Source organism: Nocardia sp. NPDC051463 (genome assembly GCF_040681975.1).
In the GTDB taxonomy this organism is placed as follows: Bacteria; Actinomycetota; Actinomycetes; order Mycobacteriales; family Mycobacteriaceae; genus Nocardia.
The window spans coordinates 1-25,220 of sequence record NZ_JBFBAB010000036.1 but is presented as its reverse complement, the minus strand read 5'-3'; the positions used below and the strand labels follow the sequence as shown (position 1 = coordinate 25,220).

Annotated in this window: 12 protein-coding genes, 1 tRNA gene and 1 pseudogene; 7 read left to right on the top strand and 7 right to left on the bottom strand. The window is 65.3% G+C overall.

Annotation, left to right across the window (positions count from 1 at the left end):
* Positions 1 to 723: 723 nt before the first annotated feature.
* Both AB0M74_RS31295 and AB0M74_RS31290 read left to right on the top strand, forming a co-directional pair.
* The gene (locus tag AB0M74_RS31295) at positions 724 to 1,719 is read left to right on the top strand and encodes a zinc-binding dehydrogenase (protein WP_366529905.1); all 996 of its coding nucleotides are present in this window, start codon (positions 724 to 726) and stop codon (positions 1,717 to 1,719) included.
* Between the two features lie 209 nt (positions 1,720 to 1,928).
* Positions 1,929 to 2,078, top strand: coding sequence for a hypothetical protein (locus AB0M74_RS31290; protein ID WP_366529904.1), 150 nt, complete (start codon positions 1,929 to 1,931; stop codon positions 2,076 to 2,078).
* A gap of 6 nt (positions 2,079 to 2,084) precedes the next feature.
* Here AB0M74_RS31290 and AB0M74_RS31285 read toward each other — a convergent pair whose 3' ends face one another.
* Positions 2,085 to 2,516: a nitroreductase family deazaflavin-dependent oxidoreductase gene (locus AB0M74_RS31285; RefSeq protein WP_366529903.1), complete on the bottom strand. Its 432-nt coding sequence runs from the start codon at positions 2,514 to 2,516 to the stop codon at positions 2,085 to 2,087.
* Between the two features lie 119 nt (positions 2,517 to 2,635).
* On the opposite strand from AB0M74_RS31285, the gene AB0M74_RS31280 reads away from it, so the two are divergent.
* The 4 genes and pseudogenes from AB0M74_RS31280 to AB0M74_RS31265 all read left to right on the top strand — a co-directional run bounded on the left by AB0M74_RS31280 (position 2,636) and on the right by AB0M74_RS31265 (position 6,427).
* A tRNA-Ile gene (locus AB0M74_RS31280) sits at positions 2,636 to 2,709 on the top strand.
* 237 nt (positions 2,710 to 2,946) lie between these two features.
* Positions 2,947 to 4,123, top strand: a pseudogene (locus tag AB0M74_RS31275) (IS3 family transposase).
* Positions 4,124 to 4,695: 572 nt separating this feature from the next.
* Positions 4,696 to 5,415: a hypothetical protein gene (locus AB0M74_RS31270; protein ID WP_366529902.1), complete on the top strand. Its 720-nt coding sequence runs from the start codon at positions 4,696 to 4,698 to the stop codon at positions 5,413 to 5,415.
* 484 nt (positions 5,416 to 5,899) lie between these two features.
* On the top strand, positions 5,900 to 6,427 hold the full coding sequence (locus AB0M74_RS31265) for a DUF6508 domain-containing protein (protein ID WP_366529901.1): 528 nt from the start codon (positions 5,900 to 5,902) through the stop codon (positions 6,425 to 6,427).
* A 780-nt stretch (positions 6,428 to 7,207) separates the two neighbouring features.
* Here the strand turns inward: AB0M74_RS31265 and AB0M74_RS31260 are convergent.
* Positions 7,208 to 8,731 carry an FAD-binding oxidoreductase gene (locus tag AB0M74_RS31260; protein WP_366529900.1) on the bottom strand — a complete coding sequence of 508 codons (1,524 nt, stop codon included), beginning with the start codon at positions 8,729 to 8,731 and terminating at the stop codon, positions 7,208 to 7,210.
* 695 nt (positions 8,732 to 9,426) lie between these two features.
* Positions 9,427 to 10,233, bottom strand: a complete 807-nt coding sequence (locus AB0M74_RS31255) for a LysR substrate-binding domain-containing protein (RefSeq protein WP_366529899.1) — start codon at positions 10,231 to 10,233, stop codon at positions 9,427 to 9,429.
* A gap of 67 nt (positions 10,234 to 10,300) precedes the next feature.
* Here AB0M74_RS31255 and AB0M74_RS31250 point away from each other — a divergent pair, with 67 nt between their 5' ends.
* Positions 10,301 to 11,194 carry an NAD(P)H-binding protein gene (locus AB0M74_RS31250; RefSeq protein ID WP_366529898.1) on the top strand — a complete coding sequence of 298 codons (894 nt, stop codon included), beginning with the start codon at positions 10,301 to 10,303 and terminating at the stop codon, positions 11,192 to 11,194.
* A gap of 722 nt (positions 11,195 to 11,916) precedes the next feature.
* Here the strand turns inward: AB0M74_RS31250 and AB0M74_RS31245 are convergent.
* The 4 genes from AB0M74_RS31245 to AB0M74_RS31230 all read right to left on the bottom strand — a co-directional run bounded on the left by AB0M74_RS31245 (position 11,917) and on the right by AB0M74_RS31230 (position 25,198).
* Positions 11,917 to 12,426 carry a hypothetical protein gene (locus AB0M74_RS31245; protein WP_366529897.1) on the bottom strand — a complete coding sequence of 170 codons (510 nt, stop codon included), beginning with the start codon at positions 12,424 to 12,426 and terminating at the stop codon, positions 11,917 to 11,919.
* A gap of 44 nt (positions 12,427 to 12,470) precedes the next feature.
* A complete protein-coding gene (locus tag AB0M74_RS31240; protein ID WP_366529896.1) occupies positions 12,471 to 13,517 on the bottom strand; it encodes an alpha/beta hydrolase in 1,047 nt (348 codons plus the stop codon).
* A 549-nt stretch (positions 13,518 to 14,066) separates the two neighbouring features.
* Entirely contained in the window at positions 14,067 to 14,759 is a 693-nt protein-coding gene (locus AB0M74_RS31235; protein ID WP_366529895.1) for a DUF6875 domain-containing protein, read from the bottom strand.
* Complete coding sequence (locus tag AB0M74_RS31230; RefSeq protein WP_366529894.1) at positions 14,756 to 25,198, bottom strand: amino acid adenylation domain-containing protein; 10,443 nt, start codon at positions 25,196 to 25,198, stop codon at positions 14,756 to 14,758. Before AB0M74_RS31230 ends, AB0M74_RS31235 begins: the two co-directional genes overlap by 4 nt.
* Positions 25,199 to 25,220: the final 22 nt, after the last annotated feature.

Below are 25,220 nucleotides of genomic sequence, written 5' to 3'. Positions count from 1 at the left end.
TACGGCTATTTCGTATTGCGCCGCGATCCCGGTGGTGCGGAAAACCGTCGACCGGACAGCGCCGGACCGCTGCTCGCCGGTGAAACAAACAGGCTCCGATCCATGCGCGTGGACCATGCGGGCCGATACCATTTCTCTATGGTGTCGATCGGCCTCGCGCTCGTCGTTTTGTTCGTTTTGGTGGCGGGGGTCGGCGGCATAATCGCGGTCGTCATCCTGGTCATCGTCAAGGCGTCCAGTACGCCGCCACCGCGCCGTCGGCGTCCGGGGCATCGTTCGCCGTGGATGGCCGGGGACTCCGGCGGTGGCAGTGATTCCGGCGGGGGCTGCGGTGGGGGCAGTAGTTGTAGTGGCGGCAGTAGCTGTGGCGGGGGCAGCAGCTGTGGCGGCGGGGGCAGTAGTTGTAGTGGCGGCAGCAGTTGCGGGGGCGGGGGTAGTAGCTGTGGTGGCGGCGGCTCCTGACCGATCCCGACCGCCACCGCACCCGCGCGCGGTCCCGACAGTTCAGCGTCGGCGTGACGGCGCGTCCGCGCGACGTCGACTCCCCTGAATCGAGAAGCGTGGCGGCAGTGCCAGGCTCGGGTCCTGGCCGGTGTCGACCCCACTACCTCGGTCGAGTGATTCTGCCCGGAGCGTAACCGGCAGCCGCCGGCTTGACCTAAATAGGACTTCAGGTTTCATCCTCGGTCACGAACCGATCGAGCAAGAAACGTGGAGGATGTCATGCGGGCTGTGCAGGCAACAGAATTCGGTGGGCCGGAAGTACTCGCGGTACGTGAGGTGCCGGAACCGGTGGCCGGGCCGGGTGAGGTGGTCGTCGATGTCTTGGCCGCCGACGTGATGTTCCTCGACACACAGTTGTGTGGTGGTTGGGGCACCGAATTCTTCGAGCTGCAACCGCCCTATGTGCCGGGCGGCGCCATCGGCGGGGTGGTCTCGGCGATCGGTGCGGGCGTCGATGAATCCTGGCTCGGGAAGCTGGTTGCCACGGCGACCGCGGCCAGCGGCATCGGCGGCGGGCAGCCGATCGGGGGATACGCCGAGAAGGCGCTCGCCAAGGCGGACACCCTGGTCGCCGTCGCCGATGGCCTGAGCGTGCTGCAGGCGGTGGCGCTGGCCCACGATGGCAAGACGGCCCTCGCGGTATTCGACAAGGCAGAGATCGAGCCGGGGGAGTGGGTGTTGATCACCGCGGCGGGTGGCGGGTTGGGCACCTTACTGATCCAATTCGCCCGCGCCGCAGGCGCACACGTGATCGCCGCGGCGCGCGGTGCCGCGAAGCTGGAGCTGGCCGCCCGGCTCGGTGCGGAGGTTGTCCTCGACTACTCCGAGCCCGATTGGCAGGCGGCCGCGCGTGCCGTGACCGGCGGGGCCGGTGTGAACGTCGTACTGGACGGTGCGGGTGGCGCTTTCGGTGGGGCCGCCGTCCAAGCTGCTGCCGATGGTGGTCGATTCATCGGATACGGCGCTGCCGCAGGCGGATTCGCCGAGTTCGATCAGGCCGAGGTCGCGGCCCGCGGCATCAGCGCGCTCGGGCTGTTCGACATCACCGGTGATAGCACCGATTGGCACGCGCTGGCACGGCGCGCCCAATCCGCGGTGGTGGCGGGCAAAATGGAAGTGGTTATCGGCCAGACCTTTCCGTTGGAGGAGGCTGATCGTGCGCACGCCGCAATCGCCTCGCGCGCCACGGTGGGGCGCACCTTGCTGACGGTGTGAGCCGGGACCGCCCGTGGCCTGGGCCCCAGCTGGTCGTAGTCGGTTCTTCGCAAGGCGAGCCGATTCGCATCGTCGGCTGGTACATCACACGGCGGACGGCGGTATTTCATTGTGCAAGTTGATGAGCAGGCTCGCAAAATAGCTGCAGCAGTAGACATCTGGTCCTCGGACCGACTGCATGGGAGCCGACTGGGCGCTAATGTGCCTGCGTGCAAACTCTGATTGTCGTTGTCGTTGTCGTCGCGGTACTCGCCCTCGCCACCGTGGTCGTGCAGTTCGCCAGCAGGCTTCCGGAGGATGAAGGTCGTTGGTACAGCGACGATTACGAAGAAAACTGGGATGACGACGAGGACGACTGAGTCCCCTCAGCCGACCGGCGTCAGCACCACCACCGCGATCGGCCGCTTGGTCAACTTCTGATACGCGGTGTACCGCCCCTGATTCACCTTGTCCACGATCGCCCACCGCCGCGCATAATCCCGATCATCCGGCAACGTCGGCCGCGCAACAACCTTCATCTTCCGTCGCCCCACCTGAATCTCGCACTCCGGCTTCGCCTTCAGATTCGCCAACCACCCCGGTGGCCGCGGCGACCCACCATTCGACGCGGTCACCAGATAGTCATCCCCATCCCGTCCATACGTCAGCGCCGACGTCCGCTCCTGCTCGGTCTTGCGCCCCACTGTCCGCAACAACAACGTCGGATTCCCGAACAACACCCGATGCCCCACCACCCCGCCACTGTTCTCATAAACCCACTGATGCACCTTCAGCACATTCGCGAACATATTGGCCACGGCCGACCCTCCAAATGGTGGTGTTGACGCCCCACCCTAACCACTCCTGGGTATCCGACTGGTGCAAGCCACGCCGCACCCGGTAGCATCCTCCACGCCTGCGGGACACCCGCAGAAGAGGGGCGGTAGCTCAGTCGGTTAGAGCCGTGGACTCATAATCCATTGGTCGTGGGTTCGAGCCCCACCCGCCCCACAAACACCTGCTGACCAGCAGGTTTTTGTTTTTCTGGAGAGGTTTCGATCTAGAACAGCGCTCTTCCACGAATAGATTATGGGAGTACCATCGCGGGATGGGGAGCGCTTCGCTGGACGACATCCGTGAGTTTAAAGACGACTTTGCGACCGAACTGAGGCGGAAGAAGGGGCTGCTGCACGAGTAGGTGACATCTGATCTGTGGTGCCATCAGGCACTGCTGGAAGGATGTAAACCGTGCCCAAGCCCTACCCCAAAGAGTTCCGCGACGACGTCGTCTGGGTCGCCCGTAACCGGGAACCGGGCCACCAGCTCAAGCAGATCGCCGCCGATTTCGGAATCAGCGAGTCCTGCCTGGCGGGCTGGCTCAAACAAGCCGACGTCGAAGACGGCATCAAACCTGGCGCCACGAGCGAGCAGTCCGCCGACAACGCCGAACTGCGCAAACGCATCCGGTTACTAGAGCAGGAGAACGAAGTACTGCGCCGTGCCGCGGCTTATCTGTCGCAGGCGAACCTGCCGGGAAAATGATCTACCCGCTCGTCCGCGAGCTGGCCGCCGACGGGATTCCCGTCGCGGTGACGTGCCGGGTCCTCAAAATCGCGCGCCAACCGTATTACCGGTGGCTCGCTGATCCGGTCACCGCGACCGATCTCGAGGAGGCGTATCGGGCCAACGCCTTGTTCGATGCTCACCACGACGACCCCGAATTCGGGTACCGATTCCTCGCTGACGAGGCCGCCGACGCGGGCCAGCCGATGGCATCGCGGACCGCGTGGCGGATCTGCTCGACCAACAGATGGTGGAGCAGCTTCGGCAAAAAGCGCGGTACAAAGAACCGCCGGTCGGGCCCGCCGGTCCACAATGATCTCGTCGATCGGAAGTTCATCGCCGATTCACCAAATATGTTGTGGCTCAACGATATTACCGAACATCACACCAGTGAAGGGAAGCTATATCTTTGCGCGGTCAAGGACGTCTTCTCGAACCGGATCGTGGGCTACTCGATCGACTCGAGGATGAAAGCTCGCCTCGCTGTTGACGCGCTGGGCTCGGCTGCGGCCCGACGCCGCACCGCCGGTGACCAGGTCACTGGTTGCGTCGTCCACAGCGACCGCGGGTCGCGGTTTCGGTATCGAAAGTTCATTCACGCCTTGGGAAATCACGCGATGGTCGGATCTATGGGCAGGGTCGGTGCTTGCGGAGACAATGCTGCGATGGAGTCGTTTTTCGCGTTGCTGCAAAAGAACGTTCTCGACCGGCGGGCTGGGCGACCCGTGACGAGCTCAGGATCGCGATCGTCACCTGGGTCGAACGGACCTACCACCGCCGCCGACGCCAGAGCAGGCTCGGCAAATTGACCCCGGTCGAATACGAGACCATCATGACCACGCCAGCCCTTCAGGCTGCCTAACCGCTGTCACCCGATCGTGCAGCAGTCCCCTCGGGTTTGCTCAAGTGAGTGAGTGCGGTCGAACTGCTGTTGGTCTTGTCGTTTCTTGCCCTCAAAGTGGCTCTCGGCTTGCCTTCGGGTCAGCAGGACGCCGGTCAATGCGACCAACGCGACGACGATAGCGAGGCAGCCTGTGGTAACTGTTGCCCACGGCTGCGTCAGCTGGAAGGCGAGGGAAGTCGGTTCGGCAATTGAACGCATGTGCTCAATCATGCACCTGCCCAGTGCCTTTCAGCGTGAACGAGCTGGCTCGAACGGTGCGCGGTACCGTCCGTCAACCAGGAGAAATAGTCAAGACCTCTGGGTAGGCGCATCACGTGGCTTGCTGTTCATCTCCTGATTCACCTGGGCCACCGGTCGAGCGCTCAGTGAGCTTCGGTACACGCCAGACGGGGAACCGGGACCCGATACCGACGCGGTTGACGAAACAGCACGGCGAGTTGCCATTTACGAGCAATCGTCAAGTACGGCGGTTACCGCCTAAGAGACGTAGAAGGACGACGGATACAAGAGCGGACGCCTACCCTGCACCCATGAAGATCGGCAACTTTGGCCGCGGGGTCGCTGGCAAGTTCAGGTCATACGCTACCGGTCATCCGATCCGAAGCGCGGTGTACGTCCTCGTTCTGATCGGCGTCCTTCTTGGCACCATCGGGGTTCTCGGGCACTTCCTGTGCTGGGGTCTGGACTGGGGAAATATCGCAACATGGTTCAGTGCGGTGGCGTCGGCGATGGTCGCAATCACCCTCGCGCTCCTCACATACTCCCGCGGGGAACGAGAGAAGCAGCTGGCTGCTGAACTCGATGCCAACCGGGTCCAACTGTGGATCTATCCGAGCCGAGGCGGTTCTATCGGAACTGATGGGAGCGCATGGACATTCGACATCCACAACGGATCATCGAAGCCGATTCACCGTTTGACCTTCGAATCGGTGACCGCTGTCCCAGCGGGTGACGGGGCGATCGTATATGCGCTGGAGAAGACCGGGATTTGGCTCGACGCTCGCAGAGGTCATGCCGTCAGCTACACCCTCGCCGCCGGGGAGCAACATAGGTTCGACTTCAAACCCGGAGACACCGCGCTCGTTCAAACCCACCATGCGGCAGCGAGGGCACACTTCGTAGATGCCGATGGTCGAAAGTTCCGGCTGGCCTACTACAGGGACCAGAGTCCAGGCACGCCGCTCGCATCTAGATGGATCTACGACGGGCAAGCAACCCGAGTAGGCACTGACGATCTGATAGTCCCGTAATTGGCTTGCCCATCACGCCCCGACGACGAGTTGTGCGAGAGTGCTTAGGCGGTGGTGAACGACGTTGAGTCGGACATGAACCCTCACGTCATCGGATTTCTGCGCTGGCTCGTCGGCAACAACGACACCCTGCCAGCGCGGCCAAATACACCAGTCCCGCAACCGGATCAGCACCGCCATCGCCCCTGGCGGCCGGCGGCAGCAATCTCCTGAGATACGCACCTATCGGACTGGCTGGTTGTCCGGGACAAGTCCCGGACAGCCTGCCCGAAAACCCATCTGAGCCCATGATGCTGACGTGCAGCGGATCTGTCCCGTCAGCCCGCGCCAAAGCAGTTGTCGCGCAGTTCGACTCGAGCCTCAACGCGCATGTGGTGGCGATCCTGCGCTGGCCGGTTCAGATGCCGATGACCTCCTACAATGGCTTGGTCAGTCGCCCGTCAACGGCCGCGGTGCGACCAGAATAGAGAGGTATCGTGCCGACGTGGAGCCGAGCGAATCCAATATCAAGGCACAGCTGCTCATCTCACCACCCAAGTGTTGGCAGCAGCTGTGGTCCGCGGTAGACGAGCTGCTCGCTGAGCAGCCCAGCCCGTGGGAGATCCGCACCCAGAACGCCGACGGTTCTCTGTGCATGCCCTACGCCGTCTACAGCGACGCCGTGGGTCACGTCCAGCGAGCGTTGTACGAAGTGGACGCGATCGTGGGGTTCGATTGGACGAATTGGGACGGTATCCGGCTGCATCGAGGCGGCCAGGGTCTGGCCGATGCCCCGGTCGCCGAGGCCTGCCGAATACTGACCGCGATAATCCGGGCCGAACGATTCAGCGACGGAACGATCGGGCACGCACTCGACGACGGCACGTTCCAGGCAGCCCTGCTGCGCCTTCGCAGGTGGTACGACGGCATAGCGGCGATCCACGCCGAGCACATTCACGCACCACCAGGCCAGCCGTGGATCTCGCGACGCATCAGCGCGTTCCGCCGGTTTCAGGCGGTGCTACGAGAGTGAGTTGACGGTTCACTTCGATGCCTATACATGCTGCGACCTGCGCGGCTCGAAGCGACCAGACGCCGCATCCCGAAGATCAACGGCCCGAGGTCTCTAGGCACGGCAACCTGCTGGAACCGCGAAGTTGCTGACCAATAGATTATGGCGGAATGCTCCCTGACATGCAGGTTTGTTGCAGGTCTGCACAGCGCTGACAGTATTTGATCTCATAGTCCATTGGTCGTGGGTTCGAGCCTCACCCGCCCCACAAACACCCGCTGACCAGCGGGTTTTCGTTTTTTTCGGCGGCAACTACCCGGCCGCTGACTGCGGACATCACCTCACCGCGTGGCGTGACGGGTGCTCGAGATGGTTCGACAGGTCCAGGTGGCCGCGTGACGAAGTCGTCGATCGGCACTGGCGACCTGCGTCGGCAAGATTCCGCGACCGCCGGGATGTGCCGCGCTGCCGTGCAATCGAGGAGTCGAACTCATGCAATCCGGAGTGATGGCGAGTGTTCGAGCCGACTCACGACTGACTCCCACCGGAGCACGGATGAGTCCTCGGGAAGTATCCGTGGACAGCAAGTAGCTCACGACAGGAGATCAATTCGATGCCCAGACGCACCAAGACAATTACGAGACTGTGGGCTCACCCCGCGGCGATCGGCAGTCGATTGTCACTTTTTCTGGACTGCCACGCGGACGGACGGCGTGCCGAAGGTCTCCACGAACAGACCTGCATGCCGCCATGGCGAGTCGGAGTGGTGGAGTGGGTGGGGGAGCGGCGGCGAACTGTCGATCAGTGTGACGCGGGCGGGATGCTCTGCTCGAACTGGAAGACGTTGTGGGGGTCGTACTTCGCCTTGATCTTGCGCAGCCGCTCGAAGTGCTGGCTGCCCCAGTAGGCGGTCTCCCACTCTTGCATTCCGACGTTCGGCACGTTGACGTAGGCGCCGTCGGTGTAGGGCCGCAGCGCCTGGCTGAACTCAGCGGTCCAGGCCTGGGCCTGCGAGGTCAGCGGGTCGCCGACGCCTGGTTGTGTTGAACGAGTCCCCCAGGCTGCGCCGATCTCGCCGTAGAAAAGCGCGTCGCGATGCGCGAACGCCGTGCCGCCAGGGGGCTCCCTCTTGATCGCCCCGCCGAAGGCATCGACGAAGTAGTTGCTCTCCTCTGTGGGAGCGTTTCGCATGAAGTCGCCGATGATGTCGATCGCCTTCTTCGGGAACTGCTCTTTGACGAACTCCGAGAAGAACTTTGAGTTCGCGGGCTCTTGCGCGAGCGGGAGCTGGGCTCCCGCAAAGATGTCGCCCCAGTTACCGACCTGCACCGTGACATCGGGCGTGCCGACCGACAGGATCGGAGCCAGCATCTGTCTGGCCTGCGCCGCTGTCCCGTCTACAAGCCACGCGGACAGCAGGATCTGGGACTTGTGGATCTCGAGCTCGGAGCCCAAGCGGCTGTCGGCGGACGGAACCGTACGCTGCCATGCCTCGAAGATCCCGTACAGGTCCCCAAGTCCATCCCAGGTCGCCTGCACATAGGCGAGCTGCTCGAGCGGATACACCTTATAGGTGAGTTGTGTGACGATCCCGAAGTTGCCGTTTCCTGCCCCGCGGAGCGCCCAGAGCAGGTCCGAGTGGTTTTGCAAGTCCGCGTTGACCACCTTGGCGCAGTCGTGACCCGACGGGACGACGACCTCGGCCGCCATCAGGCTGTCGCAGGCCATGCCGAGCCAGCGGTTGAGGGGCCCGAGGCCACCGCCGAGCGTCGCACCGCACAGACTTACGCTGCCCTCGCTTCCGGTTGTGACCGCAAAGTTCTGCTTTGCGAGCGTCGTCACCCCTTCCAGTTGGGTCACCCCGGCGCCGACCGTCGCGATACGAGCGTCAGGGTCGATCTGGACCGATTTCAGCTGGCTGACGTCGATCACGATGCCGTTGTCGACGTTCGACCAGCCTTCGAGAGCGTGGCGGCCGCTGCGCACCCGCAGCGCGATGTTGTGCTGCCGCGCCCACGTGAGGGCGTTCACCACGTCCTGGGTTTCCTGCGTGAAGGCGATGACCAGCGGATAGTGGGAAAAGAGCTGATCCCAGCCGAGTCGAGCATCCGTGTACGACGCGTCATCGGGGCGGACGATGTGGCCGGTCAACGTCGCGGGAGGGCATCCCGGGCTTTTACTCGGGTCGCCCGCGGCCTCCATTCCCGGGGCGCTTGCGTCCGCAATATCCGGCGTGTCTGCGGCCGCAAGGCCCGAGACAACGACTGCTCCGACGCCGGCGGCCGCCGACGTCTTGAGCAGGTCACGGCGAGAAAGATCGCTCAAGGTCCAGATCCTCTCAATCGGGCTACGCCAGTACCCGGCTGCCAAGGAAACTCTTACCCGCCAGCCGCCAGGCAGTCCTTTGTGGTCGACCTCCGCACGGTAGCCGGGTGACGTGGCGGTGTGCTCCGACACGCCAATCGAGGACGATGACGACACCCAAACGACGTTCGCGGCGATGTCGGCCAGCTCCGCAAAGCTGGACTCGTCGATTCCGAACGCGCCGGAGCGAACTGGTCCAGCACGCCAAACGCGAGGCCCTGTCGGCGCTGCGCGTCGTGCTGCGCCCGGTGAACTATCGCGGAGCCGCGGCTAGCTCATTTTCGAGCCCGGCCCGCCCCCCAAGTACCCCGTTGAGCAGGGTGGACGGGTGCTGGGGACCTGGCTGGGAATGGCCAGATACCCATTGACATCCGAGAGCCCCAACGCGTCGAACCGATCCTGAGCGGCGGGGCCTTGGCGGGTTCGTTCGACGCAGTGCCGCCGGGCGTTGCCTCGGTGGTTGCCGGCTCCGCTGTCGCGATGGCGACATCCGATTGCCCGCCGTCCTCGTCCTCCGATAACCACGTTCCCGCAGCGTGCCACGCCTGGAGGGGAGTCCGCGGTCTTCTGGCCGATGGGGCAGACGATGCGTCGGGCTCGCAGCCGTGCCGCCGCCCGGCCGGGCAGCATGAGAGGCCGCTTTTCCCGTCGCCGATTCAGTGCCGCAGTGTCGTGGCGGCGATGTCGAGGAATTCGCGCAGGAGCTTGTCGGGGTGGTCCGAGGCGACGACCAGGCATGTCTCAGCCCCGGGGGCGTCGGTGACAGGGCGGTGGACGAGGTCGGGGCGGACGTAGGCACGCGCCACACTCAGGGGGGCGAGTACCAGGCCGTGCCCGGAGGCGATGAGCTCGAACTTTTCTTCCAGTGACGACGTCCGCCTGTTCCGGAAGTCGAGCATCCGCTCGCCGTCGAGATCGGCCAGGGTGAGTTCCCGGCGCGACGCCAGGGGATGGGTCGCGGGCATGCAGGCCACTCGGGGTTCATGGCCGACGGGGATGGTGCGCAATCCGGATTCGTCGAAAGGTCTTCGCAGGTAACCGATCTGAGCTCGGCCGTCCCGCAGCGGCGCGTCCGGCTCCCACCAGCGCGCCGGGACGACATCGGTTTCGATCTCCGGGTGACGCATCGCGAATTCCCGGATCGCCTCCGATACACGCAATCCGGGTGCGAAGGCGACCACCAGCCGTCGCACGCCGCGGTCGACATCGTGTACGCGCCGCACCGCAGCGTCGACGGCCGCGAGAATCCCCTGCGCCTCCTCGTAGAGCTGCTTCCCGGCGGCAGTCAGCTCCACGTTGCGCGTGGTCCGCACGAGCAGTGCGCAATCCAATTCCCGCTCGAAAGCCTTGATCTGACGACTCAGCACGGGCTGGGCGATGTAGAGCTTTTCCGCCGCCCGGCCGAAGTGCCGGTGCTCTGCCACCGTGGCGAAGTACCGGAGCTTGCGCAGATCCAGATCCATACCTTCACGGTATCAATCTACGGAAAGGGTCTTGGACGCCGCGGCGAACCGTCACCAGACTCGAAGGATGATCGTTATCACCTCACCCACCGGTCACATCGGTAGCCGATTGCTGGACATCCTGCTCGAAACGCCCACTTGCAGTGAAGAATTGCGCGTCATTGTGCGCGACCCCGGTAAACTCCCGGAGGCGATCCGCCCCCGTGTCGATATCGTCACCGGATCGCACGGCGAGGCCGATATCGTGGACCGGGCCTTCGCCGGCGCGGATGCGGTCTTCTGGCTGATCCCGCCCGACCACTACGCGCCGAGCCTGGACGCCGCGTTCTCCGGATTCACGCGCGCCGCCGCGAAGGCGTTCACCACCCACGACGTCGGGCACGTCGTGGGCGTTTCGGCGCTCGGGCGCGGTGCTCCCGTCGCGGCTCGCGCTGGGCATGTGACGGCATCGCTGGCGATGGACGATCTCATCGCGAGTACAGGGGTGGCCTATCGGGCACTGGCGAATCCGACTTTCATGGACAACCTGCTGTGGCAGGCGGTTTCGATCCGAGACGACGGCGTGTTCACCGGCACCGTGGCCGCCGACCGGAAGGCGCCGACGGTCGCCACTCACGATATCGCCGCGGCGGCCGCTCGCCTGTTGCTCGACCGCTCCTGGACGGGAACGGGCGAGGTGGCGGTGCTGGGGCCGGAGGACCTGTCGCCGAACGACATGGCGCACACCATGTCCGAGGTGCTCGGTCGCCGCATCCGTTACCAGTGGCAGTCTCTCGACGACTTCCGCGCCGCACTGACCGCGCGAGGCGTCGGGGACGCGATCGCGGCCGCCTACATCGACATGATGCGCGCCAAGAACGACGGCCTCGACGACGGCGTGCCGCGCACCGATACGACGGCGAGCTCGACGAGTTTCCGCGAATGGTGCGAGCAGATTCTCGCGCCGGCGGTCCGGGACTGAGCGCCGAGACCGTCCTCATCGTCCGGGCGTTGCTCTCACCGTCGCCGCCGAGTACGCGCGACCGGCTGAGACGTCATCGCAAGTGCCCGGAGACGAACACATCGTGCCGGCATGCTTGCGACGGCAACGAGGCCGCCGCTATCGCCTACGCCTATCCCGAAGCTGATTCTTCTGTGGGTGGTGCCCCCGGTTGCGACCGACGTAGAGCGGGGCCGTGTCGGATCGTTCTGTCCGACACGGCTCGTGGGGTTTGGTGTCACGCGCACGCGGGTCGACTCGGCTGCGGTGATGTGGCGGCGGCGCGAGGGGGAGCATCGATGTCGAGTGCGAGATGCGGGCCGCTCTCTTGCAGATGAACTCTTTGAACTGAGTCTCTGGTGGTCGGCTGGTCTGCCGGTGGGGTTCGTCGGCGTCCTGGAGGTGGGGTTCGTGGCGACGCAGGTGTTCGCGGACGGGAGTTGGCGCGTCTGCGGGAGTTATCGGAGATCAGTCGCGAGGAGTTGTTCGGTATTTCACCTCGACACCGGGGGATGTGGCATTCGTTGCGCCGCAGGGCCGCAATGGCGCTCGCGACAGATGTTCCACCTCTACGACAAGTTGTGGCGGATGGGCGAGCGCAATCCGTCCACGCGAAGTAGGGGCGAATCAGTAAGCCGCTCACAGCTTGTCTCCGAGCTGTGCGTGGGTAGTACATGGTCGATCACCCGTCGCGTCCGCGATACCTAACCAACTCCGAGGTCGGAGCCGCCAGTGATCTGACGTTCGTTCCGGCTGTTCTCTATCGTTGCCGGAAGCGGATTCGCGCCTGCGGTGTCGGAAGGAAAGGGTGGTGTGGAACCGGACAGGCTGAGATATCCGTTGACGCTTTGTTGGATCGTAAGTCCGTAGCTGTCGGGAGTGCGGGTGTATGCCGACCTGGGGCGGGCGTCACGATCCGGTTTCGTCGTCCATCCCCGCTGTCGCCATCCCCGCACCAGAAGCTCGAAATTCAGGTCGGAGGTTTCTGGTGTGCTTCCGAGTATCCAATAGGAGATGTCGAAATATTTCGGCCCGATCCCGTCCTCGTCGTCGTTGTCGTCACAAGGCAACGTGATGCCGGGGTGAAAGCGCGCCAGCGGAGCGGCGGGGTTGTGCAGCGATAGAGTGAAATTCGGCGGCAACATGTGCAGAGTTTCGATGAAGTATTGGTGCAGGCGGCGACGTGCCGTGGCTTCCGTGGTTTCCGGTGGCATAGCGGGTCCTGTTCGGTGCGAAGGTTGCCGTCGTAGATATCTATTCACGTCACAAGGTTTCCATGGCCGGTGACGATCAGCCCCATATTCTTCATCACTTGGTTGCTGGTATCCCAGTAGGAGTGGTGATCATGTGGATTCCAACCGAGCGAATTCCAGGGGCCACGGGCCGAATCGGTGCTGAAGACGGTGCCGCCGAAACTGGGGCTGGTCGGCGGAGTGCCATGAGTTTTAGGCATCAGTTGGATCCAGTCGTGTTCGGCCATCGTGGAGAAGACGTGCCGGTCGATGTCGGCGGGGTCGACCCCCGCCAGCCTCAAGTCACTCGCGCGCTCGACTCCCGTCCCGAAACTACCCGCGAAGATGATGTTGTCCGCAGCAAGTGGCACCTCGTACGCTGCCGCGTGCCCAGCGGTGACAGAGCCGTAGGAGTAGCCGAGAACGGTGTTGTGCGACGGTGGTCCCTCGTGTGTCACCCGCAATCCCTCCTGATAGCTGCGTAACACCGGTGCACTGTTACGTGCGTGAACGGACTCGATTGCTCTACTGACGCTCGGCGCCCCTTCATATCCAGACCACGAGATCACTGATGTTCTGGCGTGTGGATCCACTGCCAGCGCGGCCTGACGTAGCTTGTCCAGCCTCGCCCCACCGGTTATGGGATTCACTCCTGCCGGCGCGAGATAGGTCAAGACGTGGGTGGCCTCGTCTGGGTTGTCGGCAGCGATCGCCACGCGGAACTTGTCATCGACCAGGGACAGGTAGCGCCGCGGCATGCCTTCCCGGGGTTGCAGAGCCCTCGCTATCTTTCCGTAGCGCTTGACGGCTTCGGTATCGGATGCCGAGACGGCTCTTTCCTGAAGCATGGCGAGGGTTTGCCGGTTGTAGTGGTCACGGTCGACTTGCGGGATACCGTCACGGTTACCGATGAACGGATCGGCCCGATGCAGTGTGTCTCTGTCCTCGCGTGAGAGCCCCGTCCACAGGTCGTGGAGCTCCCGGTGACTCCGGGGTGGCTCCAAGCCTTCGGGGAGGGCGAGCCGGGCCGCGGGCGACAAAGTGAAAGAAGCCGATTCCTCGATGTTTCGCATTCCGGCTCGATCGGCGTGGAGCGTCTCGGAAGCGGCACGCTGCATCTGCCCGCTGGTCCCTCTGTAGAAACCCTCACCCGCGTGTTCGGCCGCATCGCGGAATCCAACTGCGAGGACGTCCTTGATGCGGTTCCAATGGGCTTGAAGGAGCCACTTGCGGTAGGACGCCACCACAACGAGAGGTGCCCGATGTGGTTGTGATTCGTTGTGCGATATGGCGTTCCTCCCCGAAAGCGAACCAGGTCAGCCTGTTCAGGGATATCGTCCGCTCACAGTCGGTGCATCACCGTATCTCGATTGCCGACCGACGTCGCCCGCGGTTGTCGAAACCACCCTAATTGTCAACTGTAGCAACGAGTTCCACGATTCTGATTCAGCAGGGGGTGGAAGAGGGCTACCTGGACCGAGGGGGAACGGCCCCGCGCCTTCGCTCGGAGACAACGTCGGTCATCTCGGGCTGCACGAGTTCTGGTGGCGCCGCCGTGACCATCGCTGGCGGCGAAGTGCGCCGAACCCGACGCCCCGGTTGACAGGGCGACGCGGCCGCGATCATCCAGCGCGGCTGCCGAACTCGGCTGACGGAGTCGAAGTAGAGCTCCTATGCGGTGTCGAGAATTGTGGAGGCGATGAAGCAGGGACGTGGGGGCCGAAAAATCTGTGGTAGGCGTCGATCCATTCGTCGCGAGCGGTCAGGAATGCGAAGTCGGTGGGAGCCATATGGCGTACGGCGAGCATCGGCAGGGGCGCGTCGAGTGCCGGGAATGCCGGATTGTGCAGTCCAGGGAGAGTGCAGCCCGGATAGAATTGGCCGAGCATCAGGCCTTGCTGGACGAATCGGGTTTTCTGGTCCCGTTGAACAGTTTCGATATCGGCATATTCGGTGAGGTCAGGGAATACCGCAAGGACGGCTTTGAGTTTGGAATCGTGTTCGTCCCGGGGTGGCAGGGCGGGAAACAGCTCGTATAGGTCGTCGACAATGGCGGTTATGTACTGGATCTCGATGGAGCGACCATTGATGAAAACAACCCACAGGTATTGGCGTTCGATGGCGCGGCTGGTGTAGGGGCAGACGGGGCCGGATCGGCCGAGGGCAGGGTGGGGTCGGCACAAGTATTCGCGAGTCCACCGGCGGAGTTCGACAATGTGCGGGTGCTCGGTCGCACCAGTTGCCGGGTCTAGGGCGAACAGGTTGGTCGGCTCGACGCCGGTGCGTGTCCCGATGATTCGGTCGGTGTTCCTCATCGGCTTGTCCTTGCGTGGGTGGAGGCCTCCGGGGACGGAGTATTGGTGGACCGGAGATGCTCGGCGAGGGCAAGTCCGATTGCCCGGAGTGCGTCCGGGTCGGTCATCCGTTCGTGTCGGGCGGAAATGCGGTGTTCGGTGATGTGGCCGGTGATGTGGTCGGCCCAGGCGAGCGCCGGAGCGGGGCCGTCGTCTGTGTGGTCCGCGGCGGAGCTGAAGTAGATCAGGTCACCATCGAAGATCGCAGGCCGGTGGGTTCGGGTGAGGTCGATCAGCCGGATGTAGTCGCGGTGCAGGATCACGAGATGCTCGGGGGCCAAGGCGGTGAAGAGTCCGCCTTGCCGGTGCAACAATTCGGCCGCGGCCTCGATGGTGAGGTCGGCGGGGAGCTGGGAAACACTGAGTCCGCCGAACTCGGTAAGCAGGTCCTCGATGGTGGGTGCGGGAGTGCGCATACTGCCCGCGGTGACGACGCGGGTGTCCATCATGGCCAGGGTCGCCACGGGGTCGCCGTCGCGGTGGAGCTGGACGGCGATCGCGTGGGCGATGGTGCCGCCGAGCGAGTAGCCGAGCAAGTGATAAGGGCCGTGCGGCTGGACGGACCGGATCTCCCGTACGTAGCGGGCGGCGAGTTGGTCGAGTGTGTCGAACCGTGCCGTGGGGTCGGTCAGCGTCGGGGATTGCAGGCCGTGGACGGGACGGTCGGGATCGAGGTGCTGCACGAGTCCGCTGAAGCCCCAGGCCAATCCGACGGCAGGGTGGACGCAGAACAGTGGTGGGTCGGTGCCGGCGGCCCGCAGCGGGAGCAGGACCGAGAGTGCGTCGCCGGGATCCTGTTCGTCGAGGCCGCGGAGACGTGTATCGATGCGGCGGGCGAGCGTTTGCGGGGTGGGGTCGGTGAAGACCCACTGAACCGGCACGGTGGCACCGGTCGACTCCTCCAGCCGCGCCACCAGTTGGGTAGCGGCCAGTGAGTTCCCGCCGAGGGTGAAGAAGCCGTCGTCGACGCCGACTCGTTCGATGTCGAGGGTTTGGGTGAAGGCGTCGCAGACGGTGGCCTCGAGTGGGGTGGACGGCGACCGGAACCGGGATTGCCGCCGGTCGGGTGCGGGTAGGGCTTTGTAGTCGAGTTTGCCGGTGGGGGTCACGGGGATTCGGTCGAGGGTGAGGATGCTGGTGGGGATCATATGGGTGGGCAGCCGGGTGGCGAGGTAGGTGGTCAGTGCGATGGCGTCGATTGTGGTGTGGGGGGCGGGTACGACGTAGCCGACGAGTTGGTCGGTGCTGTTGGGTCGGGTGTGGACTGTGACGGCGGCGTGGGTGATGTCGGGGTGGCCGCGTAGCGCGGTTTCGATGTCGCCGCGTTCGATGCGGTGGCCGTGGATTTTGATCTGTAGGTCGCTGCGGCCTTTGTATTGCAGTGTTCGTTCAGCGGTCCAGACGACAAGGTCACCGGTGCGATACATCCGTGTCCCGGGCGGCCCGTATGGGTCGGGGACGAATCGGGCTGCCGTGGTTGTGAACTGCTTGTGGTAGCCGCGGGCGAGGCCTGGTCCGGACACGTACAGTTCGCCGACTACTCCGGGGGGAACGGGGCGCAGTCGGTGGTCGAGTACGACGACGGCGAATCCGCGGGTCGGTCCGCCGATTGTCATCGGGCTGTCCGTGGTTGTGCTCGAGGGAGCTTCGGCGCAGCTCGTGATAGTGGTTTCGGTAGCCCCGTAGCAGTTGATTACCGTGTGGTCGGTTGTCCATTGTTTTGCCAGGTCTGGTGGGCATATCTCGCCGCCGAGCAGCACCGTGCCGAGGGTGTCGAGTTCGTCGGCGGGCAGCGATGCGAGCACTGTTGGGGTGAAGGCGGCGTGGGTGACGTGTTCGGCCTTGATCGACTCGGCCAGTTCGGTGCCGGCGACTACTGATGCGGGAGCGACGACGAGTGTGGCGCCGGCAGCTGCGGCACTGAGCCATTCGAGGATCGAGACGTCGAAGCTCACCGAGGCGGCGGCCAGCATTCGAGAGGTCGAGGTGAGGCCGAACCGTTCCCGTGTGTCGGCGGCCAGGTTCGCTATACCGCTGTGGGTAACCACGACCCCTTTGGGGGTTCCGGTGGAGCCCGAGGTGTACATCAGGTAGGCCGGGTGCTGTGGCCGCAGCGTGGTTGTGCGGTCGGCGTCGGTGATCGCGGTGGGGGACACCGACGCTGTCGTCGCGGCGAAGGCCGGGTCGTCGAGGGCAAGCCATCCAGTGGTGTCGGGTAGCTGGTTTCGGTGGGTCCCGAGTGTCAGCCCGATGGCGGCACCGGAATCGGTGACGATGGTTGCGATCCGGTCGTGGGGATGGGCGGGGTCGATCTGGACGAACGCGCCGCCGGATTTGGCGACCGCCCATACGGCGATCACGGCGTCGATGGAGCGCGGTAACACTATGGCTACCAACGATTCCGGTCCTATCCCGGCGTCGATCAGTACCCGCGCCCACCGGTTCGAGGTTTCGTCGAGTTCGCGGTAGGACAGCCTCACGCCGTCGCAGACCACCGCTTCCGTGTCCGGCGTCATCGCGGCCGTCAACACCTGTGGCAACACCGACATCACCACAGCGGGCCGACCGGTGACCGGTACCAGCGTGGCTCGCTCGACCGGCGATAGCAGCTGCAGTTCGGTCAGGGGGAGGTCGATGTGTTCGGCGATGGTGTCGAGCACCCGCAGCATTCGGTCGGCGAGCGCGTCGATCTGGTGTTGTGCGAACAGCTCTGGCAGATATTTGAAGGTCAGGTGCACTCGGGTGTCGTGGTGGATGACCAGGCCGAGCGGATAGTGCGCGGCGTCGCGTCCATGCACGTCGAGGACATGCATTCCCGCGATGTCGGTGTCTTCGGACAGCCCGGCCCGGTCGACCGGGTAGGACTCGAGGACTGTCACGGTGTCGAACATCGCCCCCGGACCGGCCACGCGTTGGATCTGAGCGAGCCCTAGGTGGTGATGATCGAGCAGCGAGGCTTGTTCGGATTGGATTCGCCGGAGTAGCTGGGCCAGGGTCTCGCGATGGTCGAGCCGGACCCGGACGGGCACGGTGTTGACGAACAGCCCGATCATCGATTCGATGCCGGGGATCTGTGGAGAGCGCCCGGAGACGGTGGTGCCGAAGACCACGTCCTCGCGGGCGGTCGAGCTGGCGAGCACGATCGCCCAGGCGGCTTCGATGAGGGTGTTGAGGGTGGCCTCTTGCTGGTGGGCCACCGTGACCAGGGTCGTGGTGCGGTGTCGGCTCAGCTGCACCTGTACTTCGCGCGCGGCGATGGTGGGCCGGCGGCCGCGGTCTGCGGGCGCCAGCAGAGTCGGCTCGGCGATGCCCTCGAGTGCCCGTGCCCACGCGGCTTCCGCCGCGTCCTGGTCTTGGGTGTTCAGCCACATCAGGTAGTCGTGGTAGGAACGCACGGGGGGCAGCACCGTGGGGTCGCTGTCGCTGGCGTAGAGGGTCAGCAGCTCCCGCAGCAGCAGCGGCGTGGACCAGCCGTCTATCAGGATGTGATGCATGCTCACCAGTAGCCGGTACCGCTGGGGTCCGGTGCTGATCAGTGTGAGTCGAAGCAGCGGCGCGGCGGTCACGTCGAAGGATGCGCGGCGGTCGGTGTCCATGAGCTGTTCGAGCGCAGCCTCGGTGTCGTCGCGCTCGGCCACGTCGATCTGAGTGAACGGCACGTCGACGTGCTGGTGTACCACCTGGACCGCTTCGCCGGTGACAACGCGTACGAACGCGGTCCGCAGGTTGGGGTGCCGTCCGATGAGAGTCCGCGCGGCGCGCCGCAGCCGTTCGGTGTCGACGTGCCCGCCGAGTTCCACACAGAGTTGCACGATGTAGGCGTCGAGAGTGCCGTCGGCGAGCTGGGCGTGGAACAGCAACCCCGCCTGTAGCGGCGTCAGCGGCCATATGTCGTCCAAGGCCGAACTTTCGGTCTCGAGCTGGTCGATCGCATGTTGGTCGAGGTCGACGAGGTCGAGATCGGAGGGGGTCAGCCCGCCGACACCGGGCCGGGACGCGTGGGTGGCCAGGGCGGTCACCGCGTCGCGCCACAGTCCCGCGAGGTCGGTGACCTCGGCGGAGGTGAGCAGACCGGTCGGATATTCCCAGGCGGCGGTAAGAGTAGGCCCGTCCGATGTGTCGATGACGACCGCGTTGATGCCGAGCACGGCCGCGACGGGTGCGTCGGGGTTCTGGACGCCGCCGCCATCGGCATCGTCGCCGGCGGGCATCCATCCGACATCGCGCAACGCCGCGGGAGTGGTATCGAACCGACCGAGATAGTTGAAGCTCACCTGAGGGGTGGGCAGCGCACGCAGGATGCGGGCGGTATCGGCGTTGAGGTAGCGCAGCAGCCCATAGCCGATGCCGTGGTTGGGGACCCTTCGGAGTTGCTCCTTCACCGACTTGATGACCGCCGCGGCGGCTGTCCCGGCGCCGAACGCGTCGTCGATGTCGATATCGGACATGTCGAGCCGCACCGGGTAGGTGGTCGTGAACCATCCGACGGTGCGGGTCAGGTCGGCACCGGGGAGCACGGTGTCGTGACGGCCGTGGCTTTCGAGGGTGAGCAGCGTCTCGGTGACGGTGCTGCCGTGGCGGCACTGCCATCGAGTCAGCGCCAGCGCGAGCCCGGCGACGAGGGCGTCGTCTACGTTGCCGTGGAACGCCTGGGGCAGGCTGGTGAGTACGGCGCGGGTCACCGCGGTAGGTAGCGCCACCTCGACTGTGGCCACGGTAGCTTGCACGTCCACGAACGGATCGATCGGGCGGGCACCGATCGGTCGGTCGGCAGCATCGAGGGTGGACCGCCACCAGTCGAGTTCATCGATGCTTCCGGCGGCGGTGTCCAGAGCATGCGCCCAGCGGCGCATCGAGGTGCCGACAGGCGCGAGCCGTGGCTGTTGCCCGACACTCAGCTGGGCCCATGCGGTAGCAAAATCGGGAACGAGGATCCGCCACGACACGCCGTCGACTACCAGGTGGTGTGCGACGACGAGCAGCCGTCCCGGCCGTCCGGCCCAGTCGAACCAGACCAGCTGCAGGATGACCCCCGCTGCGGGGTCGAGGCGCTCGGCCGCCGCCTTCGCCTCAGCGTCGACGAGCGTGGCGAAGGTGTTGCTGTCCGGTGTCGCATCCACCGGGACGCGCCGGATCAGTCCGGCGGCGGGCATCGAGGTCGGCTGCACCCGCAGCGCCCAGCCCGACGGGTGCGCGGGATCCGGGTGTAGTCGAGCCCGCAGCATGTCGTGGTGATCGATCACCGCTTGGACCGTGGCACCGATTCCGGTGGCGTCGATGCCGGTCGGCAGTGTGAGCATCACCCACTGGCAGAAACGGTCGAAGCCGCCGCGTTCGAACATCCAACACATGATCGGCGTCACCGGTATCGGTCCCACGCCTCCGCCGGGCAGTTCCGTCGGAAGGGCGGTCGCCGCGGTGCTGCCGCCGACGGCGATCTGGGCCAGCCCGGCAACTGTCTTGCACTCGAAAACCTCGCGCGCGGAGAACACCACACCCGCCGCCCTGGCCCGAGTGACCAGCTGGATCGACATGATGCTGTCACCGCCGAGGGCGAAGAACGAATCGTCGAGACCGACTGTGTCGATACCCAATACCTCGGCGAACAGTTCGGCCAGCGTTGTCTCCATCTCGGTGGCCGGTGCCCGGAATTCGGCTCGGCCCCTGGTGAAGTCCGGCTCGGGCAGCCCGGCGCGGTCGAGCTTGCCGTTGTCCGTCACCGGTAGCGCGTCGAGCACCACGACGGTCGAAGGCACCATGTGCGAGGCCAACCGCTCCCCGGCGAACGCGAGGACCGCGGCAGCATCGAGATCGGCGCCGGTCTCGGGCTCCACGTACCCGACCAAGCGGTCGCCGATGGCGGGGTCCCGGTGCACAGTCGCCACCGCACCGGCCACACCCGGGCAGGCCGCCAGAGCCGATTCGACCTCGCCGAGCTCGACGCGAAATCCACGAACCTTGACCTGGAAATCCGACCGGCCCACATAATCGAGCGCCAGACTCCCGTCTGGTAGCCGCAGCCACCGCACCAGGTCGCCGGTCCGATACATGCGCTGTCCCGGGCTTGCGAACGGATCGGCGACGAATCGCGACGCCGTCAGACTCATCCGGTTGCGGTAACCGCGAGCCAGACCCGGGCCCGCCAAATACAACTCACCAATGACCCCGACCGGCACCGGCCGCAACCACGCGTCGAGCACAACCTCCCCGACCCCGCGAATCGGTCCGCCGATCGTCACCGTCTCGCCTGCCACCATCGGCGCGCCGGCATCGGTCTGGATCGTGGCCTCGGCCGGACCATAGGTGTTGAAGAATCTCCGGCCCGGGGCCCAACGCGACACCAGTTTGGGTGGGGGCGCCTCGCCACCGACGACGACGGTCCCCAGGTCCTCGAGCCCGTCCGGATCGACCGTCCCCAAGGCCGCAGGCGTCAGCGCGGCATGGGTCACCTTCTTGCGCAACAGAATCTGCGCCAGCTCGTCCCCGCCGTAGACGGTCCGGGGCGCGATCACCAGTCGCCCACCTGTCGCGAACGCCCATAGTTGTTCCAGGACTGCCGCATCGAAACTCGGAGACGCGAAATGCAGCACCCGCGCGCTCGGCCCGATGTCGAACCGTGAACACTGGTCGGCCACCAGATTCGCCAACCCGCGATGCGCCACCACCACGCCCTTGGGCACACCGGTCGAGCCGGACGTGTAGATCAGGTATGCCGCATTGTCGACCTGCACCGGCGATGTTCGCTCCGCATCGGTCACCGCCACCGCAGACAACCCCGCGGCCTCCGCTTCGACCTCCGACGTGTCGAGAGCCAACCACCGCACCGGCCCGGGCAGCCGATCACGCCACTCCGACAGGGTGATTCCCACCGCCACACCCGAATCGGTGAGCATGTGCTCGAGCCGGCCGGCCGGGTAGAGCGGATCCACCGGTACGAACGCTGCCCCCGACTTAGCCACCGCCCATACCGCCAGCACCGCTTCAACCGACCGCGGCAATCCCACCGCGACACTCGTCTCCGGCCCAACACCCCGACCGATCAGCAATCGTGCCAATCGATTCGACTCCGCATCGAGCTCGCCATAGGTCCACCAGCGATCCCCACACACCACCGCGACCGCCCATGGATCGCGCTGCGCTGCCGCAGCCAACAACTCCGGCAACACCTGCTCCCGTACAGCCGGATCACCCGACACCGGCGTCAATTCCCGGTGTTCGGCAGGGGAGAGGAGATCCAGCCGGGCCAGCGGCAGATCCGGGTCGTCGGCCACGCTGCCGATCACGCGCAGGACTCTCTGCAAGGTCGCATCCATCGTGTCCTGGTCGAAGAGTTCGGGCAGGTACTTGATTTCGAGATGCAGTCGCGTGTCGACCCGCGCAATCACTCCGAGTGGATAATGCGCGGCGTCGTAGCCGGTCACGTCGAGCAGCCGCATGCCGGCGATATCGGTGTCCGCGGTAAGCCCACCACGATCAATGGGAAAGGATTCGAACACCGTGATCGTGTCGAACACCGCCGCCGGCCCGGCCACCCGCTCGATGTCGGTGAGACCCACGTAGTCGTGATCGAGCAGCGCGGCCTGGTCCGCTTGGATCCGGTCGAGCAGCTGCCCCAAGCTCTCGGCTGGGTCGAGACGGACACGCACCGGCACTGTATTGATGAACAGCCCGATCATCGATTCGATGCCCGCGATCTGCGGGGGCCGTCCGGACACCGTGGCGCCGAAGGTCACATCCGCCCGGGACGTGAACGCGCCCAACACGATCGCCCAAGCCATCTGGATCACGGTGTTGACGGTGATTCCACGGGCCCGCGCGAGGTCGGTCAGTGAGGCGGTCTGTTGCTCGGTCAGTTCGCCGAGCACCTCACGGGATTCGGTGTAAGGGCGGCCGGGATCGGCCGGAGCCACCAGGGTCGGTCCGTCGGCGCCGTTGAACACGCGGGCCCAGGCGTCGAGCGACGCAGCCGGGTCGCGCCTCGCGATCCAAGCCAGGAAGTCCCGGTAGGGATGTAAACGAGGCAGAATCGCGGGGTCGCCGTCGGTGGCATAGATGATCAGAAACTCCTTCAGCAGCAGCGGCGTCGACCACCCGTCGAGCAGCAGGTGATGATTGGTCAGCACCAGCCGGTAGTGCTCCGGCCCCGTGGTGACCAACATCCAGCGGAGCAGCGGAGCACGAGCCGGGTCGAACCGGGTCGCCCGATCCGCGGCCATCAGTCGATCCCACTCGCGATTCCGCGCACTGTCATCGAGCCCGGACAGGTCGAGCTCCGACCATGGAGCCTCGATATCTTCATCGACCACCTGCACCGGCCCGGCGGCGGTGTCGGTGACGAATGCACTGCGCAGATTCGCATGCCGGTCGAGCAGCACCTGCCCGGCTCGGCGCAGCCGCTCCGGATCGACCTGCCCACGCAACTCGAGGACCAACTGCACCAAGTAGGGGTCCATCGACTCCTCGGACACCAGCGCATGGAACAGCAATCCCTCCTGCAACGGAGTCAATGGCCAGACGTCGCTCAACGCCGGATAGCTGACTTCGAGTCGCTCGATCTCGGACTGCCCGAGCCTGACCAGATCCAGATCCGACGGTGTCCGTCCCCCAGCCCCGGCACGGTGGATATGGGTCGCCAACGCGGTCAATACCCGGCACCACGACTCTGCCACCTCGCGCACCTCGTCGACGGTGAGCACTCCGGGCGGATACGACCAGATCGCCCGCAAACGCGGCCGGCCCGCATCATCGAGGATGAAGGCGTTGATGTCGAGCACCGCCGACACCGGCATATCCGGATTCTGCGCACCGGAGACCTCGATATCCGCAAGGTCGCCGTCGGGCATCCATCCGGCCGACTGTATTCCTTCGGAAAACCTCGTGGAGATGTAGTTGAACCCGATCTGCGGCGTCGGCTGGGTTTCGAGTGTCGGTCCGGTGTCTGTGTTGAGATACCGCAACAAGCCGTAGCCGATTCCGTGGTCCGGGATCGCGAGGAGCTGTTCCTTGACGGACTTGACCGCTGCCCCCAAAGCCGGCCCGCCGGTGTACGCGTCGTCGAGATCTATGCCCGACATATCCAGCCGCAACGGAAATCTCGTGGCGAACCAGCCGACCGTCCGAGTCAGATCCGAGCCCGGGACGGCGCCTTCCGCACGGCCGTGCCCGTCGAGACCGATCACCACGTCCGCGAGCCGTCCACCGGAGGCCTCCGTCCCACGCGCGCGCCGCCACTTCGTCACCGCTACCGCCAGCGCGGCCAACAGCCCATCGTCGACACTGCCGTGGAAGGCCGCGGGTAGGTCGGTCAACAGTGCCTCGGTCACCTCGGGGGAGACCTCGACCTCGACCGTGCGTGCGGCGGCAGCCACATCGATCGCGGGGTCGAGGGGCCGGGCGCCGATCACCGGATCGTCCCCGATGGCCATCGCTTGCCACCATTCGAGTTCGGCGGCCCGCTCCGGACGTTGGGCTGCCTCGACGAGCCCGTGCGCCCACCTGCGCATCGATGTCGCGACCGGGGCCAGAACGGGTGGCTCGCCGGATTCGATCCGCTCCCACGCGACCGCGAGGTCCGCCACCAGCACCCGCCAGGAAGCTCTGTCGATCGACGAATGATGTACCAGCACAAGCACTTTGCCCGGCTCCGTCGTGTCGACTGGATCGAACCAGACCACCTGCATCACGATTCCGGCGCCCGGATCGAGCCGGTCCGCGGCGGCATCCAACTCTGCCGCCGCTGACGAACGGAACCCGACGCTTCCCGGCTTTCCCTGCATCGCCGCCCGGTAGACGACGTCGTCGGCTCGAATCATCCCGACCGGCAGCACCTCCCACGTCCAGCTCCCATCGGCGCCCGGGCGCAGCCGCGCGCGCAGCATGTCGTGTCGATCGAGTACCGCCTGCACCGCGCCCGCCAGCCTCCGCTGGTCGATCCCGGCAGGCAGACCCAGCACCACGGCCTGCGAGAAGCGGTCGAACCCCGACTCCGCGCGTTCGATCAGCGCGCGGATGTTCGGCGTGACCGGTATCGGCCCGATACCTCCGCCGGGCAGCTCCGTCGGAAGGGCGGCCGCCGCGACGCTGTCGTCGAGAAAGGCGATCTCGGCCAGCCCGGAGACTGTTTTGCGCTCGAACACCTCGCGCGCGGAGATCACCACACCCGCTGCTCGGGCCCGAGTGACCAGCTGGATCGACCTGATGCTGTCGCCGCCGAGGGCGAAGAACGAATCATCGAGGCCGATCGTGTCGATACCCAATACGTTGGCGAACGACTCGGCGATGATGTGTTCGATGGGTGTCCGGGGTGCTCGGAATTGCTCGTGGGCGATGAATACGGGGTCCGGTAATGCTGTGCGGTCCAGCTTGCCCACCGGTGTCAGCGGGATGTGGTCGAGCACCATGATCGAGGACGGGACCATGTAG

Excerpts from the sequence above, each read along its gene's own strand:
- AB0M74_RS31230 (WP_366529894.1), bottom strand. The coding sequence starts at position 25,198 with ATGGTGCTCGACCACATCCCGCTGACACCGGTGGGCAAGCTGGACCGC.
- AB0M74_RS31240 (WP_366529896.1), bottom strand. The coding sequence starts at position 13,517 with ATGCGAAACATCGAGGAATCGGCTTCTTTCACTTTGTCGCCCGCGGCC.
- AB0M74_RS31235 (WP_366529895.1), bottom strand. The coding sequence starts at position 14,759 with ATGAGGAACACCGACCGAATCATCGGGACACGCACCGGCGTCGAGCCG.
- AB0M74_RS31295 (WP_366529905.1), top strand. The coding sequence starts at position 724 with ATGCGGGCTGTGCAGGCAACAGAATTCGGTGGGCCGGAAGTACTCGCG.
- AB0M74_RS31250 (WP_366529898.1), top strand. The coding sequence starts at position 10,301 with ATGATCGTTATCACCTCACCCACCGGTCACATCGGTAGCCGATTGCTG.
- AB0M74_RS31270 (WP_366529902.1), top strand. The coding sequence starts at position 4,696 with ATGAAGATCGGCAACTTTGGCCGCGGGGTCGCTGGCAAGTTCAGGTCA.
- AB0M74_RS31255 (WP_366529899.1), bottom strand. The coding sequence starts at position 10,233 with ATGGATCTGGATCTGCGCAAGCTCCGGTACTTCGCCACGGTGGCAGAG.
- AB0M74_RS31245 (WP_366529897.1), bottom strand. The coding sequence starts at position 12,426 with ATGCCACCGGAAACCACGGAAGCCACGGCACGTCGCCGCCTGCACCAA.